The sequence below is a fragment of the Pontibacter sp. GD7 genome (assembly GCF_058216375.1).
This window is the reverse complement of the sequence record NZ_JBYZMP010000002.1, coordinates 193882-209582: the sequence shown is the minus strand read 5'-3', so window position 1 is coordinate 209582 and position 15701 is coordinate 193882. Positions and strand designations below refer to the sequence as shown.

The following is a 15701-nucleotide window of genomic DNA, read 5'->3' as shown; positions in this document are numbered from 1 at the left end:
AGCGATAATTAAAAACTATTTATAAGTATAATATAAGTATAATTTAATGGATGCCTGTTTATTCTTTAGCCTTCGTATCCATTGTAATTGTAACCGGGCCATCGTTTAATAACGAGACTTTCATGTCGGCACCAAACTCACCTGTTTGTACTGGTTTGCCTAATACCTCCTCAAGTATGGCAACGAAACGCTCATATAAAGGTATGGCAATGGCGGGTGGGGCTGCATTTGTGTAAGAGGGACGGTTACCCTTTTTTGTGCTGGCGTATAAGGTAAACTGACTAATGACCAATATATCCCCCTGCACATCCTGCACACTCAGGTTCATCTTGTCGTTTTCGTCGCTGAAGATCCGGAGCTGTGTGATTTTAGCGGCTAGCCATTTCAAGTCTTCTTCGGTATCCTCGGGGCAAATACCAACTAAAAGCAATAAGCCTTTTTCTATTTTACCTTTTACTACCTTGTCTATCTCTACAGAGGCATGGCTTACCCGCTGAATTACTGCACGCATATTTATACTATAATTTTGTTTTGGGCAAAGGTAGGGATTGATGTTTGTTAATTGGTAATTGTTTATTTTCGGTTTGATCTCTCCCTAGCCCTCTCCTTTTGTTAAGGGCCCCTTCCCCAAAAACAGGAGAGGGAAGTTTCTGGGAACGATTGACACACCCCTGCGCCCCTCTCGAGAGGGGAATCTCGGCCTTTGATTATCCAAAATGTAAGTTTCATAGCTATCGATATTCCTCGGACAGGTCGCGACCTGTCCCTACGAATCGAGGTTTATACTTTCTTTCCAGTTGCATCATCGCTAGCCAAGAAGTGTCCATCCCAGCCTTTGCGTTGAGCGCCTCGAGAGGTTACGGTGACGAGCGCTAGCGAGGCATTGCGACGTTAGGAGCAAAGGAAGCGAAAGCAGCGCGATGCGAAAAGGCGAGGCCTCGCTTAAAGAGGGCCCCTTCCCCCGCCTTGAGCGCACCAAAGCCTAAGGTGAAACTATAGGCAAGTAAAACTAAGGATTGATGGCAGCTAAATTGAAAGGCGGAGAAAAGGTAGAACCTGAAATAGGTACAATATTTTGAACTTTGCGAAGCAGGGGCAGCTCAACCTGAACTTGCCAGGTTTTACATTAGCAATCACCAATTAATCCACATATCCCTCATAAAGGATACGGCTTACCTTGCCATTTTTAAGGAAGAACTGGAGGGAAGTAGGAGCGCCTTCGTGGCTTGAGGCAACGATCTTATTAGGGTTCTGAATGATCCGGATGTCTTTGCCGAAGGCTTTTAACTTGCTCATAAGCTCTGCCTGCGACATGCCCACGCGCATATTGTTGCGGAGGGTGATATCGCCGTTGCGGATGTCGGCTGTCTGTAGCAGTAGGTCACCGGTTTGGCTTGGGGCGTAGAATTCCATTATGGAGTTACCAAAACGGATAGTGAAAATTGTATCTGTAACAGAGGCACGGTGGAGGTTCTCTATCGGATCAGCATCAACGGTAAAGTCTGAGTTAATACGGTCATAGTATGAGCTCAGGAAATTGCTTTTGATACGGTTTGCCACAAACGGGTTACCCAACAGGCTTACTGTGGCCGGCGCGGCATTTCGTTTAGTGGAAGTAGTGTCGGCCTCTAAAGCTACCTCGCGCTCAAGGGGCACGTCGTTCTGCTCTTCTGAGGTGGGGTCGGAAGTGCAGGCGGCAGCAAATGTGTTTACCAGGAACAACAGGATAATAAGCCTTATGGTAAGGCTATATTTCCAGCGGCAGCTGATGAAAGATAAAATGGACATGGTAAACGTAAGTAGGCGTTAAGAAATTATACCATACATACGAGTGCTGCCTACTTAAAAGTTTTGACTAAAAGTACTTTAGCCAGTAGTTTCTGCGCCTGTAAAAGCATAATTTTGCGCAAAGATTACACAATTATGGATATTCAACAAATAGCACTCATAACTTATTTTAATACGGGTAATTTCAGTGGAATTTCGGACCAGGAGAACGATGACCTGTACAATTACCTCACCCAAAAAGGGCTAAGCGTTTCTTACCAGATCTGGGATGATCCTGCAGTAGACTGGACTCAGTTTGAGCTGATTATACTTAAATCGCCCTGGGATTATTTTGATAAGATAGATGCGTTTTATGCCTGGCTGGATAAGTTGGAGCAACTGGGCTGCCGTGTGCTGAACCCGGTGCAGACTGTGCGCTGGAACGCAGACAAGCGTTACCTGAAAGACGTGCAGGACAAGGGCATGAAAATAGTGCCAACCATGTGGCTTGAAAAAGGCAGCACGTTTTCTGCAGATGAGGCCTTTACAAAACTCGGGTCGGAGAAAATTATTGTGAAGCCAAGCGTAAGCGGCGGTGCTAAAAACACATTTGCACTAAACCCAACCGATGCTGCGGATAAAGCCGAAAGTATAAATGAGCTACTCCAAACGGAGTCGTTTATGGTGCAGCCGTTCGTAAACGAGATTCAGACGAAAGGGGAGTGGTCGTTTTTGTTCTTTAATGGTGAATACAGCCATACGGTGCTTAAAACCGTAAAGCCCGGTGATTTCAGGGTACAGCACTTCTTTGGAGGTACCATACACACCCCTGAACCGCCTGCCGCCCTGCTTGAGGCCGCCCATAACATAGTAGACCATTTTGCCCAGAACTGTTTGTATGCCCGTGTGGATGGCGTGGAAATAAACGGTGAACTTCACCTGATGGAACTGGAACTGATCGAGCCGTTCCTTTTCATGGCAATGAGCGAGGGGGCTTTGGAACGCTACTACCAGGCTGTGCTGGAGCACTTGCAGGTTACTGCCTAAATAGTGATGACTTTTTGACAAAGGACTTCATGACAAAGGAGTTTGAAGTATAACTGCTATTTCCTTTGTCACAAAGTCTTTTGTCAAATTGCCCTTTACAATCCAGCTACTCTTTTATACTTCCTCTGGGGAGTGAAACACCAATAAAGGTACCTCCGATTCAAGCACAAGCTTTTGTGTAAGGCTGGGGTTTAGTATGTTGCTAAGGCCGCTGCGCTTATGTGTGGTCAGGGCCAGTATGTCTATGTGCTGGTCTTTTATGTACTGTTGCAGGGTTTTGGCAACACTGCTGCCCTCCAGCAGGGCGCAGTTTATACTTGCCTCGGGGTATAAGTTTGTCAGCTTTTCCTGTAGCCTGTTCAGGTTAGCCTGGTCTTTACCGTTTTCGGATTTACTGATGTGAACGCAGTGCATGGTGGGCTTAAATGGGGCCAGTAACTGCAAAAGCTGTGCAATTGCTCTTCCGTCCGTTTTGTCGAAGTCGGTGGCATAGGCTACATTGGCTACCTTATTGCCTTGGTAAACCTGGGGTATGGTTAGCACCGGAATGTTCAGTTCTTGCACGACTTTGGTGGTAACCGTCCCGAAAAAGATCCTTGAGATGTTTGCTTCTCCTTTGGTGCCCATTACCACCAGGTCAGGTTTAAACCGTGTGGCCTCATCAAGTATAACATCCTCCGGCAGGCCGTGTATAAATGCACGTTCCACGCTGGTGTGCATGTTACGTCCTTTGGCTTCGGTCCGGATTTGCTGGTAAAGTTCTTCCAGTTCGTCCTGTGCCTCTTCAACGTTACGGTTAATCACCCGTTCGGCCACCTCGTCGGAGGCAGACATTTCCAGCGGGGGAGGCGTATCGGTGTCTGCGTCGGCGAGGTAATCCTGGAAACAGTGCAGCAGCAGGAGTTGTGCCTGTGGGGCGGCGCTTGCCAGGGCAAGGGCGTAATGGCTGGCTTTAACGGAGTCTTCTGTAAAATCTACCGGGACAAGAATTCTGTACATAGGATGCTGTGAGGTTTAGCTATTTATACGTGTGCATTCTTCTGAGTTATACTTACAGGTATACAAAGTATTAAAACAGTTTACCCGGTGGCGGCATTCCTACGGTTAAGGCTGTCAGTATTCAAAAAAAAAGCTAAGTTTGTAGTCCGTAATTGCTAAACATGCCGAAACGCATCGTCTTCTTCTTCATTGGTTTTGTTGTGCTGGCTTCGCTGGCATACTATGGGTTTAACCGCTGGCAGGCATCCCGCGAAAAGGTTAACCTGTGGGCCGTTGTGCCCGAAAATGCAGCCTTTGTGGTGGAAACGAATAATCACACGGCTCTGGTAGAGCACCTCCGTGAAACAGGCCTGCTGGAGAGTTTCTCTGCGTTGGCGGCTTATCAGCGTTTCGAGGAAAACATGGCTTACCTGGACAGTGTTTCGCCGGGTACGCAGCGCCGCGAGCGCTTCCTCGACAAGAAAAACATACTTACCTCTATGCATGTGGTTGGCAAGTCCGATGTTGAGTTTGTGCACTACATTCCGGTCAACTCGGTGGGTGAGCACCGTTTTCTGCGCACCTTAACTGAAAACATCAGCAAGAGTAAAATTTTTGAGCAGGACAGCAGGCAATACCAAGGCGTGCTACTAACGGACGTGAAGAACACCAGCCTAGGCACATCATTCACATATTTTACCTACCACAACAATATTATACTTAGCCGCTCACCGGTACTGATCGAGGAAATAATACGGCGTATAAACCGGGGAAGCTTAACCTCCATTGCAGCCAACTTTAAAAGCACGAATTACCTCAACCAACCCGAAGTATACGCAAATGTGTTTGTCAATTACCGGGAACTGCCCAATGTGATGGGCCTTTTCCTGAGCGAGGAGCTGATGCCGCAGGTCCGCTACCTGAGCAGCCTTTGCGCAGAGGGAATGCTGGAACTGAAACTGGAGAAGGACAAGATCTTCTTAAATGGCTTCTCAGAACCGGAATCTCTGAAGAATACCTTCCACAGCAATATTGCCCCGGTTAAGCCACAGCCTTTTAACGTTAAAAACTACCTGCCCAACCGCACGGCTGTACTGCTGCACTTTGGCCTGGATAAAGTAGCCAAGCTGAAAAGGCAAGCTAACCAAAAAGAGGCTGCAGGCTCTGTGTACGGCACCATGCTCGATAGCCTGGCAAGTGTGTTTAACAACGAGGTGGCACTGGCCTATATGGAGTCGAACACGATAAATGCCAGCCCTGAGAAAGTGGTGTTTGCCCATGCAGGAAACAGCGCGCGTGCCGTCAGGCTGCTAAAGCAGCTTAACCAGCAGGTATCGGCGGCCCGTAAGAAAAAGCCTTACACTGAAAAGTATGGTGGCTATATAATTGAGATGATCGAGGTGCCGCAGTTGCCGGCAAAGCTATTCGGAAACCTGTTTGCCGGCTTTGAGCAAAGCTATGTGGTTGAGGTGGATGATTACATCATTTTTTCGGATGAAGTGGCCACGTTGCGCGATATGCTGGACGACATATCGGCGGAGAATGTCTGGGGTAAGTCGGCGGCACAGAAGGCATTTATCGAGGAAACGCTTCAGGAAGCCAATTTTAGCCTGTACCTGAACACGGTAAATGCCTGGTATGTGCTTAGCCGTTATATGACCGAAAACAGCCGCGAAGACCTGCTGCAGAACGCCACGCTTATCAAGCGGTTTAACCAGGTGAGTTTCCAGTTTGCCAACGCCGGCAAGCAGTACTATACCAGCTTTGTTTTCCGGAAGCAGGACCGCAGCGCCAATTCCGGAGAGGATGTATTTACCAAAGAGCTGACCGAGAAGTTTGACTCACGTATTATCTCCAGGCCATTTGCCGTCCAGAATGCCGTGGACCGCAGCCGGGAGATCGTTGTTCAGGACTCAGCCAATGTGTTGCTGAACATTGCGGCCACTGGCAAGCGCGGCTGGGCAGACACAGTAGGCACCACCATCAGAGGAAGTATAAAACAGGTTGAGCTGGGGCCGGATAACAAGTTGCGCTATCTTTTTGCCACTGCCAACCGTATCCATGCCATCAACAACCAGGGGCAGAACCTTGAGAATTTCCCGTTTAACATAGGCGACACCCTCAACATACAGCACCTGGCCGTTTTCGATTACGAAAAAGACCAGAACTACCGCCTTTTGGTAGATGATAACCTGGGCAACCTGTACATGTATGATATCCGGGGCAATGCCATAGAAGGCTGGCAGCCGCGCCGCATGGATTACCGCCTTGCAGCCGAGCCACAGCACCTGCGCGTGGGTGGCCGCGATGTGATTCTGGTATTGCTGGAGAACGGCTACGTGTATGCCCTGAACCAGCGCGGCGAGGCATATTCGGGTTTCCCGATCAACTTAAAATCTCCGTTAACATCCGGTGCTTTTGTGAACGCGGGTGCAGATCTGCGCAAAACCGAGGTAACCGTGGTGACAAAGTATGGAAGTGTGGTTACTTTTAACCTGCAGGGCCGCGTGCTTAACCGTGAGCAATTGATCAGGCCAAGCAAAGGCGCTTTCTTCGAGCTGCTGCCAGAGGAAAACAACGGCAAGTCTTACGTAATTGTGCGACAGGAGCAGGGCAAGGTGGCTATTTTTGACCAGGACCTGAACCTGCAATTCGAGAAACGCTATGTAACCTCTGCGCCTAAAATCGTGCAGTACTTTCATTTTGGTGGCGACAATAAAGTTTACGCCGTAACCGAAACCGGCCCTCAGAAAACCTATCTCTATACTTCCAAAGGCAAGCTGGTTGGCAACAGCACCCTAGAAAACAGCAAACCCGTTGTCATTTTCCGCAACGATGCCACCAACGATTATACTTTGTACAAAGTGTTCCGCAAAGAGCTGCAGAAGATCGGCTTCAGGTTGGTGAATTAGATCTTTCGTTCGCCTTTAGGCTATGTCTAGCATATGTGTATGTTAGCTATTAAACTTAAGTTGTGATTAAGTCACCCCTAAAGAGTTGCACTCGCTAGCTCAAAATTGTCGTTTTGGCTAGTCAAGAGTAGGGGAATTTTGCTCGTTTATGTAATTCCCCTCTGAGGGTAGGGGCTCTCTTTAAAGAGAGGGGCGCAGGGGTGTGTTGACACCTGCCTGCTTTATCATATATCGCAACTGGAGTTAATTAAACATCTGCTATATTGTAAGTATAAATCCATTCGTTTTTAGAGCCTAAAGTATGGCGCAGCTGTTCGGTTTACTATCTTTTTTATTAACACTCAGTCCGATCATATACCTTCTGGTATTTGGGATAAGAAGGATCAGACTGAGAGAGGGCAATTCTGTTCTGGCGATTGGTGGCATTTCAATGGTGATGGGGGTAATTACACCAATTATAGCAATGATACTCTCCATGATAACAGTTTCTGCGTTTAGCGAAGAATCAAATGAGTCTGGATGCATTACATATATAACTGGGTACATAGGTTTAGGCATTATAATGGTGGTATTTGTATTACCGGTAATAACACTAGTATTATGGCCGGTAGATAAAATACTAAGGCCATCCGATCTCAAAGGCTAAACCGGCATTTTAGGGTGGTTACAGTTAGATAAGTTCAACCAGCCAAACATACTTTACAGACTTCAAGATCATAATGCTCCATGCTCAATAAAATCCATCATATAGCCATCATTTGCTCCGATTACGAAAGGTCGAAAGCTTTTTACCTGGATGTATTAGGCCTGGAGGTGATCAGGGAAGTATATCGGGAGGAAAGACAATCTTATAAGCTAGACCTGGGGCTAAATGGCGAATACGTGCTGGAGCTTTTCTCATTTCCTAACCCACCCAAAAGGCCATCCAGGCCTGAAGCGTTAGGGCTAAGGCACTTGGCGTTTGAGGTAAATGATATCGAAAGCGAAGTAGAGAGGCTGGAAGAGAAAGGCGTACAAGTAGAGCCTATCCGGGTTGATGCGTATACGGGCAAGCGGTTCACATTCTTCTCTGACCCTGACGACTTGCCTATTGAGTTGTATGAGAAGTAGGCTAAATCGACATGTAAATGTTGGGCAGTTGTAAACCCACCCGTACAGAGCTGCGCTCGCTAGCTCAAAACTCTCATTTTGGATAGTCCAGAGGATGGGGATTTTACTCGTGCATGTAATTCCTTTCCTCGGAGCAGAGCCATCTCATCCTAGCAAATTACATGGTAATGGAGCGAGCGTCTTCGCTCGTGTCGGGCTATGGCTGGGCCTTCCCGTGACTGCGCCCGGGACAGGCTGGCCCAGTTGGATTGCAAATTAGGAGTGTTCGGAAGTTGACCTAATTTAGAATGAGTACTCTTTTAAGATGATCAATGTGAGTCTAAAAGATAAACAACTATCTACATTAAGTTACTTAGGCTCTTCTTCCGACCACTCGTAATTGCAAATCCAACGGTATAAAAAGTCACGGATGACAGATCCGCGCCAGCAAAAAATAGAATGAAACGGCCCCCTTCGAAGGGGGACACTCGATAAGAAGTTATCCCCTCCTGTTTTTAGGCTACTATTAGGACACAAATTTACATTCGCTGTTATTCCTGCCGCGAGTTTCCAACTCGTGGCTAATTATATGGCAAGCTTTCAGCTTGCGTAGATATGCAAAAGTATAAAAAACGACTCACGCAAGCTGAAAGCTTGCCCACATTGACAACCACGAGTTGAAAACTCGCGGTAGATAGAACATTTTATGCTTGTGTCCTAAGCGTAACTTGTTTTGGGGGTAGGGGCCCTCGACAAAAGGAGGGGCCGGGTTAGGTTAAAATTCCCCTCCTCGGAGGGGCTAGGGGTGGGTTAAGCATTCAAGTAAAGTATAACCCTTCATCAAGACCTCTTCTAAAAACTCCTAAACCAGCCCTTCTTATAAAAAAAGTATATCTGCAAAAGTATAAGTACACCCATCAGCATGAGCAGAATAGGGTAGGAGTAAGGTTCGTAGAGCTCGGGCATGCTGTACCGGAACACTCTGCCGGTTTCGGGGTCTTCGTGGGCGAAATTCATGCCGTAGAGGCCCACGATAAAGCTTAACGGAATGAAGATACTCGAGATGATGGTGAGCACTTTCATGATCTCGTTCATGCGGTTGCTAACCGTAGACATGTACAGCTCCACCAAACTCGACGACAGGTCGCGGTGGTTCTCCACCAGGTCTATCAGCTGTACGGCGTGGTCGTAGGCATCCCGGAAGTATACTTTAAGCGAGTCTGGAATGGTGGCATCGTCCATGCGCAGGAGTTCGTTCATCAGGTCGCGTTCGGGCCAGGTAATGCGGCGCAGTTTTACCAGTTCGCTTTTCAGGTCCAGTATTTCGGTTAGCGTAGCCTTAGAGGGTTGCCGCAGCACCTGCTGTTCCAGGTCCTCCATGTACTGCCCGATCTCCGACATTACCGGGAAGTAGTAATCCAGCACCACATCGAGTATGGCATAGGCCATGTACATGGTAGGGCGCGTGCGGATAATGCCTTTGCCTACCCGGATGCGTTCACGCAATGGATCCAGGCAGTCGCCGTAGTCGCTTTGCAGTGTAAGCACGTAATTCTCGCCGGTGAAAAGTGAAAGCTGCACATCAACCAGGGTTTTAAACTCCGGCGACCAGCGCAGCATGCGGGTGATTATGAACAGGCGGTTTTTGTCGAATTCCTCTACTTTTGGGCGTTGGTAATCGTTTATCACGTCTTCCATCTGCAGTGGGTGCAGGCCAAAGTCGAGGGTAAGTTGCTCCAGCATACTTTGGTCGGCATAACCCCGAATGTCTATCCAATGGCGGGCCTCAGGCTTTGCCTTTACCCGCTTCATCAGCTCCTGGTAACTGCTTAGTTCTACCTCATCCAGAAAGCTTTCGGAAAACGACATCAGGAAAAACCGCGGTTTATAAGCCTCTTCGGGTATGACCAACGAGCCTGGCTTAATGCCGGCCTTGCGTTCCAGTATCTTGTTCTGCTTTTTTCTGAATCGGAGCTTAGACATACAGCAAGATAATAATATATAGCGGCAATGCTAAATTTGCTGTGATTTACGTCAGCTCTTTCACCCGTACGCCTTCAATGTCCTCTAACCTGGCGGTTACTTCTTCCTGCAGCGCTTTTCTTACTTCCAGCGTCAGTTTACAGTCCAGTTCAAACCGTTGGTCGCACACGGGCAGGTCGTACTCTTTCACCAGGCTCATCACATCGTTCATCTGGGGGTAAGCGTAGTGAGCCTGCAGCAAAACGGTTTCATGCTTCTCGATGATGGTGGCTTGCGCCAGGGCATCGGCAGTGGCAGCTTTGTAAGCGGTTATAAGGCCACTCACACCTAGTTTGGTGCCGCCAAAGTAACGGACCACAATAACCAGCACATTGCTCAGGTCAGCAGATCGGATCTGGCCAAGTATGGGGTCACCGGCAGAGTGGTTTGGTTCGCCGTCGTCGTTGGCACGGTAGCGGCTTTTGTCGGCTCCTAATACATAGGCGTAGCAATGGTGTCGGGCATCATAGTACTTCTTCTTTACCTCCGCCAGAATGTCCTTTACCTCGTCTTCGGTGTAGGCAGGGTAGGCCAGGGCAATAAACTTGCTGCCTTTCTCTTTATACAGTCCTTCGGTGGGGGCTTCTATGGTTCGGTAAGTATCTTGCATGGGCTAGGGTAAGTTAGCTAAAATTTCCTGGTACGAGATAAGCACAATAGCCAGAACCGCCACCACAATGCCAACCAGGTTAAGTTTTGTGAGTTTCTCCTTAAACAGCACAACCGCCCCGATAGCACCCACAAGTATGATCCCGATGTTATTGATGGGGTACAGAAAAGCACCGTCGTTGTCGAAGGCCATCAGCGCAAGTATCAGGAAAAAGATTGAAAAGTAATTGGGAACACCCAATACCACACCGGCAGCTATACTTCTAAAGTTCAGCTTTACTTTCCGGAGTATTAGCATGGCCAACAACACGATTAAGCCGGCTGCGGCAGAGGTGGCAAACGTGAGCATGGTAAACTGGCTGGCCTGGTGCGGTTGCAGGTAATGTTCGTTGGTATAGTTTATCAGCGAATCGGCGATGCCGCTGTTCAGGAAAATGATAAACGGCAACAGCAGCGTAACCAGCCGGGAGGCTTTTACTCCGCCATTTTGCCTTGGCCTGATGGACGTGAGCACGATAGCGACCACAGCTGCCAGCATACCCAGGTAGTTGATGAAGTTATACTCTTTCAGGCTGGTTTTAAGCACAAGCAAACTAAACAAAACAGGTATTACCATCGAGATCTTGGCTGCCACCGATGTTGCCGTTACGCCTGCCTTGTGCGTGCTGAGGGCCATCAGGTAGAAGGTAAGTATAAAGATAGTGCCCAGTGCCATGGCAGCGTAGGCCCAGGTATGGCTGAAAATGCTTAGCTGCAGCACATCGGAACCTCCCGGAAAAAGCAGGCCAACCAAAACGCACACGGTATAGTTTACCACTATGGCCTGGAAGGTGTGCACATTGAACCGCTGAAAGAGCTTAAATATGAAAATGAGGGAGGCGCTTACAATAACGCTCAGTAACAGGTAAAGCATAGCTGTAGTTATTCGGCCATTTAGCCATTGCTACAAATTTAACTTAAGTATAGCCCCGGGCAAGCAGGAAAAAAGAAATAGCGCTATATTCGTTCTCAGAAAAAATAAGTTTTATACTTTGCCAAAACAGCCGCATTACATCACCTTCGAAAGCACAGGTAACCCTGCAGAGGGCTACATCAGCTCTACCCAGTCTGCTCATAAATTGCCTTTTGCCGTAAAACGCGTGTTCTGGACCTACAGCACACCGCAAGAGGTAGTGCGTGGCCGCCATGCACACATTGCAACCGAACAGGTGCTGGTAGCAGTAAACGGATGTATTAAGGTGAAGGTGGATGACGGCAAAGGCAGCTCTGAAAACTATACTTTGAGTGACCCGAACCAGGGCCTATACCTGCCACCAATGTATTGGGCTAACTTATACTTTTCAGAGGGAGCCATACTTTTAAGCCTGACCTCCACTGAGTTTGACGAGGCCGACTATATCCGGGATTACAGTAGTTTCGTTGAAAAAGCACAGCATGTAAAACTTTAGCCTATGCCAGAGCAGGTACCTTTTTTTGCTTTAAGGGATTTTGTGCCAGGTGTGCAACAGCAACTGGAGAAGGCATTGGAGCAGGTGGCCCGGCGGGGCAATTTTATACTTGGCGAGGAAGTACAGCAGTTTGAACAGGAATTTGCAGGCTACATTGCCGAAGGAACTACCTGTGTTGGCGTGGGCAATGGCTACGATGCTCTTGTTATAGTATTAAAAGCCCTGGGTATTGATGCCGGAGCCGAGGTGCTAGTGCCATCCAACAGCTACATGGCCACAGTTAATGCGGTGCTGCAGGTGCATGCAAAGCCGGTTTTTGTAGAGCCAGATCTGTATACCTGTAACATCACGGCAGCCAATGCCGAAAAGGCCATCACTCCCAAAACCAGAGCCATACTTCCGGTGCACCTCTACGGGCAAGCCTGCCAGATGGATGAACTGCTTAAGCTGGCGCAAAAGTATAAATTAAGTGTAGTGGAAGACTGTGCACAGGCACATGGCGCTACTTTTAATAACCAAAAAGTGGGCACATTTGGTGATGCGGCGGCCTTTAGTTTTTATCCTACCAAAAATCTGGGCGCCATGGGTGATGCCGGGGCAATAGTTACCAGCAATGCACTGGTAGCCGATTTTGCTCAGCACTACCGCAACTACGGCCAAAGGCAAAAGTATGTAGGCGAACTGGTAGGCGTTAACTCCCGCCTCGATGAACTGCAGGCAGCCATCCTCCGCATCAAACTGCAACACATGAACCAATACAACACTGAAAGGCAACGGCTGGCTAAAGTATACTTGCAGGAGCTAAAGGAAGTAGGCGACCTTATACTTCCGGTTACAGCCAAAAACTGCAGCCACGTGTTCCACATCTTCAACATCCGGACAAAGAAACGGGATGCCCTGAAAAAGCATCTGGAGGAGCATGGCATAGGCACTGCCATTCATTACCCGGTGCCGGTGCACCTGCAGCCAGCCTATACTTTTCTGGGCCATAAAGCCGGCGATTTTCCGGTGGCAGAAGAGTGGGCCAGCACAAGTTTAAGTCTGCCGATCTTCCCGGGCCTAACAGAGTTGGAGCAGGAGCGGGTGGTAAAGGCGGTTCAGGAGTTATATAATAAGTAACTCAAGTTGCGATTAACCCACCCCTAACCCCTCCCGGGAGGGGAATTTTGCTCGTGCATGTAATTCCCCTCTTGAGTGGGGCGCAGGGGTGTGTTTACACCTGCCTGGTTTAGCATATATCGCAACTTGGGTTAAGTAATATCATTACATACCGCCAGTTTGAGCGTAGCGGTAACTGGTGGTTGAGTGTTGAAGCCAGTTTGTAACTGGCGTAAATTGATTGCTACTCATCGCTGTTCCGGACATCTTTGTCCGGAACTAAATCTGCTGCGGCCATCCTTGTCCGCATTATAGGCAGGCTATTCAACGGGGACTAGGAAGTCCCCGGCAGATGGCTTTCGGACAAGGATGTCCGAAAGAGCGGTTAGAGCAATTGAGCGTCCAAAAGAGTAACACTCATTGCGCTCTATTCAAATTAGAGATGGCCTTTTGTCCAATTATCTTTCGCCCTGAATTACATCCTCCGCATAAAAACCTTATTTTGCAGTAGCTTTGGCCAAATAAATGCTGCAACTACTCAAATCATCTTTCTGGTCTTTCTTGTCGGTTCTGGTGCGTGCAGTGTCCAGCATTGCCGTTAATAAGCTGTTTGCGGTTTTTTATGGGCCAAATGGCATCACGCTTTATGCGCACTTTCAGAACCTGCTTTCCATCGTTACCACTATCCCCGACGGGGGCACCAATATCGGCCTGATCAAGTTTCTGGCTAATGGAAACGCAGAGTCAGTTATTTACCGGCGGTACTTTTGGGCCGGGGCTATACTTAACGTCTGTTGCGCTATTGCTGGCTTGCTTCTCATTTTTAGCTTTCCGGGGTATTACCTGGAGCAGTTCGGGATAGGCGAAGTATGGCAATGGGCTACACTGTTTGGTATTGGTAGCATCCTGGTAACGCTTAACCTCATGTTGATGTCCATTTTACTGGCAAGACGTGAGCTGATGTGGCATGTGTTTGTGACGGCTTTCGTTACGTTGGGTGCCATGGCAGCAGTATACTTTACGCAGGGCCGCTTACCTGTCAGCCAGGTGTTTCTCGTGATTTTATGGGTACAGTCAGCAGCTTTCTTCATCACGCTGGCTAGTTTATACTTTAAACGGCTGTTGCCACCGTTCAAAAAGATCAGCATCCCAGGTAACGTATACCAAGACCTCTGGAAGTATATCCTGATGGCCATCAGTGCGCTTGCCTGTCTGAAACTAACAGACTTTTACATCCGGGATTACGTTATTTCACACTTCGACCTGTACCAGACGGGGCTATGGCAAGCAGTGGTAAGGGTATCGGAAAATTACAGTACAGTGTATACTGCCGTGATCGGCATGCTGGTGTACCCGCGCATGGCTGCCATGGTAAACGAGGAAGATACGCTGCGCAAGTTTGTCAGGGCTACCTTTTACCTGGTGTTGCCAGTGCTGCTGGCTGCGCTGCTGCTGGTGTATGTGCTGCGCGATTGGGTTTTACTTCTGCTGTTCAACCAAAGCTTTGTAGTGGCCGAGTACCTGTTCAATTATCAGCTGCTGGGTGATTTTTTCAGGTTGTGGAGCATCATACTTACCAACCTTATTGTAGTAAGGGCACACGTAAAATTGTATATTGGCTGGCAGGTAGCCTCGGCATTGCTATACATTACACTGGTCAGCGTACTTATCGGGCCTTATGGCTTAGAGGGCATAACTATGGCCCATGCCCTGCGCTATGCTGTAACACTTGCCTTTGCCGTGCTATACTATAACAAATACATCCGTCCATGAGCCAACAGCCACTTGTATCGGTAATTTGTTTGTGCTATAACCACGCACGTTTTCTTGCAGAGGCCCTGGATTCCGTGCTGCATCAGACTTACCCAAACCTGGAGGTAATTGTGGTAGACGACAGCAGCACCGATAACAGTGTGGAAATCATTCATACTTTCCTGGGAAAGCACCCGCAGATTAGGTTCATCAGTAACGTTAAGAACATGGGTAACTGTGCTGCCTTTAACCTGGGCCTGGAGGCAAGCAAAGGCGAGTATATAATTGATTTTGCAACAGATGATGTATTGCTGCCTGAGCGGGTGGCGCAGCAGGTAACTGCCTTCCAGAAGCTTGATAAAAGCTATGGTGTTGTATACTCTGATGCCGATTACATTTCAGAATCTGGTAAGCATTTATACTTCCATAGCGAAAAGTATAAACCAGCTCCTGATGGGAATGTGTTTGCTGAGGTGCTGCGCCGGTACTTTGTCTGTCCGCCAACCATGATGGTGCGCCGCGAGGTTTTTCAGGAACTGGGCGGGTACGATGCCACATTAGCCTACGAGGACTTCGATTTCTGGGTAAGGTCTGCGCGAAAGTTCCATTATTACTACCTGCCTGAAGTAACCACTAAACGCCGTGTGCATGGGCGGTCAATGTCTGGTGGCCTATACAAGCCAGGAAACAAAATGCTGGCTTCTACTGTGAGAATATGCCAAAAGGCAGCTGGTTTGGTGCGATCAAAGGAGGAACACGAGGCCCTAACACAGCGATTAAAGTATGAAGCCCGGCACGCCTATCTTACCCAAAATTTTGAAGAGGCTGCTGAGTTGCTCAGACTGCTTAAAACCAACTCCAAACTTCCCCTGTCATACCGCTTGGTAGCACTCCTGAACAGGTACAAAATTGATCTGGGTTTCCTGCGTAAAGCTTACTACCTGCTTCGTTATTAAGTTTTTATTGCACTGTTTTTGAT

At 48.2% G+C, this 15701-nt stretch carries 14 protein-coding genes; 8 read left to right on the top strand and 6 right to left on the bottom strand.

Annotated elements, in window-relative coordinates:
• Positions 1 to 58: 58 nt before the first annotated feature.
• Both dtd and AC4BAP_RS03970 read right to left on the bottom strand, forming a co-directional pair.
• The gene (gene dtd, locus AC4BAP_RS03975) at positions 59 to 511 is read right to left on the bottom strand and encodes a D-aminoacyl-tRNA deacylase (RefSeq protein WP_490581326.1); all 453 of its coding nucleotides are present in this window, start codon (positions 509 to 511) and stop codon (positions 59 to 61) included.
• A 629-nt stretch (positions 512 to 1140) separates the two neighbouring features.
• On the bottom strand, positions 1141 to 1788 hold the full coding sequence (locus AC4BAP_RS03970) for a hypothetical protein (protein WP_490581325.1): 648 nt from the start codon (positions 1786 to 1788) through the stop codon (positions 1141 to 1143).
• A 135-nt stretch (positions 1789 to 1923) separates the two neighbouring features.
• Between AC4BAP_RS03970 and AC4BAP_RS03965 the strand changes: the two genes are divergently transcribed.
• Complete coding sequence (locus tag AC4BAP_RS03965; protein WP_490581324.1) at positions 1924 to 2814, top strand: ATP-grasp domain-containing protein; 891 nt, start codon at positions 1924 to 1926, stop codon at positions 2812 to 2814.
• Between the two features lie 114 nt (positions 2815 to 2928).
• Here AC4BAP_RS03965 and AC4BAP_RS03960 read toward each other — a convergent pair whose 3' ends face one another.
• Positions 2929 to 3813 carry a universal stress protein gene (locus AC4BAP_RS03960; RefSeq protein ID WP_490581323.1) on the bottom strand — a complete coding sequence of 295 codons (885 nt, stop codon included), beginning with the start codon at positions 3811 to 3813 and terminating at the stop codon, positions 2929 to 2931.
• 161 nt (positions 3814 to 3974) lie between these two features.
• Here AC4BAP_RS03960 and AC4BAP_RS03955 point away from each other — a divergent pair, with 161 nt between their 5' ends.
• The 3 genes from AC4BAP_RS03955 (at position 3975) to gloA2 (ending at position 7814) form a co-directional block, all read left to right on the top strand.
• Positions 3975 to 6704 (top strand): hypothetical protein, encoded by a 2730-nt coding sequence (locus tag AC4BAP_RS03955; RefSeq protein ID WP_490581322.1) that lies wholly within the window; start codon positions 3975 to 3977, stop codon positions 6702 to 6704.
• Positions 6705 to 7005: 301 nt separating this feature from the next.
• On the top strand, positions 7006 to 7350 hold the full coding sequence (locus AC4BAP_RS03950; protein WP_490581321.1) for a hypothetical protein: 345 nt from the start codon (positions 7006 to 7008) through the stop codon (positions 7348 to 7350).
• Positions 7351 to 7430: 80 nt separating this feature from the next.
• Entirely contained in the window at positions 7431 to 7814 is a 384-nt protein-coding gene (gloA2, locus tag AC4BAP_RS03945; protein WP_490581320.1) for an SMU1112c/YaeR family gloxylase I-like metalloprotein, read from the top strand.
• Positions 7815 to 8645: 831 nt separating this feature from the next.
• On the opposite strand, the gene corA is transcribed toward gloA2, so the two are convergent.
• The 3 genes from corA to AC4BAP_RS03930 are packed head-to-tail and all read right to left on the bottom strand — an operon-like array spanning position 8646 to position 11337.
• The gene (gene corA, locus AC4BAP_RS03940) at positions 8646 to 9776 is read right to left on the bottom strand and encodes a magnesium/cobalt transporter CorA (RefSeq protein WP_490581319.1); all 1131 of its coding nucleotides are present in this window, start codon (positions 9774 to 9776) and stop codon (positions 8646 to 8648) included.
• A 46-nt stretch (positions 9777 to 9822) separates the two neighbouring features.
• Positions 9823 to 10425 carry an IMPACT family protein gene (locus AC4BAP_RS03935; RefSeq protein WP_490581318.1) on the bottom strand — a complete coding sequence of 201 codons (603 nt, stop codon included), beginning with the start codon at positions 10423 to 10425 and terminating at the stop codon, positions 9823 to 9825.
• Between the two features lie 3 nt (positions 10426 to 10428).
• Entirely contained in the window at positions 10429 to 11337 is a 909-nt protein-coding gene (locus tag AC4BAP_RS03930) for a hypothetical protein (RefSeq protein ID WP_490581317.1), read from the bottom strand.
• Positions 11338 to 11455: 118 nt separating this feature from the next.
• Here AC4BAP_RS03930 and AC4BAP_RS03925 point away from each other — a divergent pair, with 118 nt between their 5' ends.
• The 4 genes from AC4BAP_RS03925 (at position 11456) to AC4BAP_RS03910 (ending at position 15678) form a co-directional block, all read left to right on the top strand.
• Positions 11456 to 11872 (top strand): sugar 3,4-ketoisomerase, encoded by a 417-nt coding sequence (locus tag AC4BAP_RS03925; RefSeq protein WP_490581316.1) that lies wholly within the window; start codon positions 11456 to 11458, stop codon positions 11870 to 11872.
• 3 nt (positions 11873 to 11875) lie between these two features.
• The gene (locus tag AC4BAP_RS03920; protein WP_490581315.1) at positions 11876 to 12991 is read left to right on the top strand and encodes a DegT/DnrJ/EryC1/StrS family aminotransferase; all 1116 of its coding nucleotides are present in this window, start codon (positions 11876 to 11878) and stop codon (positions 12989 to 12991) included.
• Between the two features lie 504 nt (positions 12992 to 13495).
• Entirely contained in the window at positions 13496 to 14743 is a 1248-nt protein-coding gene (locus AC4BAP_RS03915) for an MATE family efflux transporter (RefSeq protein ID WP_490581314.1), read from the top strand.
• The gene (locus AC4BAP_RS03910; protein ID WP_490581313.1) at positions 14740 to 15678 is read left to right on the top strand and encodes a glycosyltransferase; all 939 of its coding nucleotides are present in this window, start codon (positions 14740 to 14742) and stop codon (positions 15676 to 15678) included. The genes AC4BAP_RS03915 and AC4BAP_RS03910 overlap by 4 nt, the downstream gene beginning before the upstream one ends.
• The last annotated feature ends 23 nt before the right edge of the window (positions 15679 to 15701 follow it).

Coding starts and splice junctions, on each gene's coding strand:
- AC4BAP_RS03915 (WP_490581314.1), top strand. CDS start 13,496: ATGCTGCAACTACTCAAATCATCTTTCTGGTCTTTCTTGTCGGTTCTG.
- AC4BAP_RS03920 (WP_490581315.1), top strand. CDS start 11,876: ATGCCAGAGCAGGTACCTTTTTTTGCTTTAAGGGATTTTGTGCCAGGT.
- corA (WP_490581319.1), bottom strand. CDS start 9,776: ATGTCTAAGCTCCGATTCAGAAAAAAGCAGAACAAGATACTGGAACGC.
- AC4BAP_RS03970 (WP_490581325.1), bottom strand. CDS start 1,788: ATGTCCATTTTATCTTTCATCAGCTGCCGCTGGAAATATAGCCTTACC.
- AC4BAP_RS03930 (WP_490581317.1), bottom strand. CDS start 11,337: ATGCTTTACCTGTTACTGAGCGTTATTGTAAGCGCCTCCCTCATTTTC.
- AC4BAP_RS03955 (WP_490581322.1), top strand. CDS start 3,975: ATGCCGAAACGCATCGTCTTCTTCTTCATTGGTTTTGTTGTGCTGGCT.
- AC4BAP_RS03960 (WP_490581323.1), bottom strand. CDS start 3,813: ATGTACAGAATTCTTGTCCCGGTAGATTTTACAGAAGACTCCGTTAAA.
- dtd (WP_490581326.1), bottom strand. CDS start 511: ATGCGTGCAGTAATTCAGCGGGTAAGCCATGCCTCTGTAGAGATAGAC.
- AC4BAP_RS03950 (WP_490581321.1), top strand. CDS start 7,006: ATGGCGCAGCTGTTCGGTTTACTATCTTTTTTATTAACACTCAGTCCG.
- AC4BAP_RS03935 (WP_490581318.1), bottom strand. CDS start 10,425: ATGCAAGATACTTACCGAACCATAGAAGCCCCCACCGAAGGACTGTAT.
- AC4BAP_RS03910 (WP_490581313.1), top strand. CDS start 14,740: ATGAGCCAACAGCCACTTGTATCGGTAATTTGTTTGTGCTATAACCAC.
- AC4BAP_RS03965 (WP_490581324.1), top strand. CDS start 1,924: ATGGATATTCAACAAATAGCACTCATAACTTATTTTAATACGGGTAAT.
- gloA2 (WP_490581320.1), top strand. CDS start 7,431: ATGCTCAATAAAATCCATCATATAGCCATCATTTGCTCCGATTACGAA.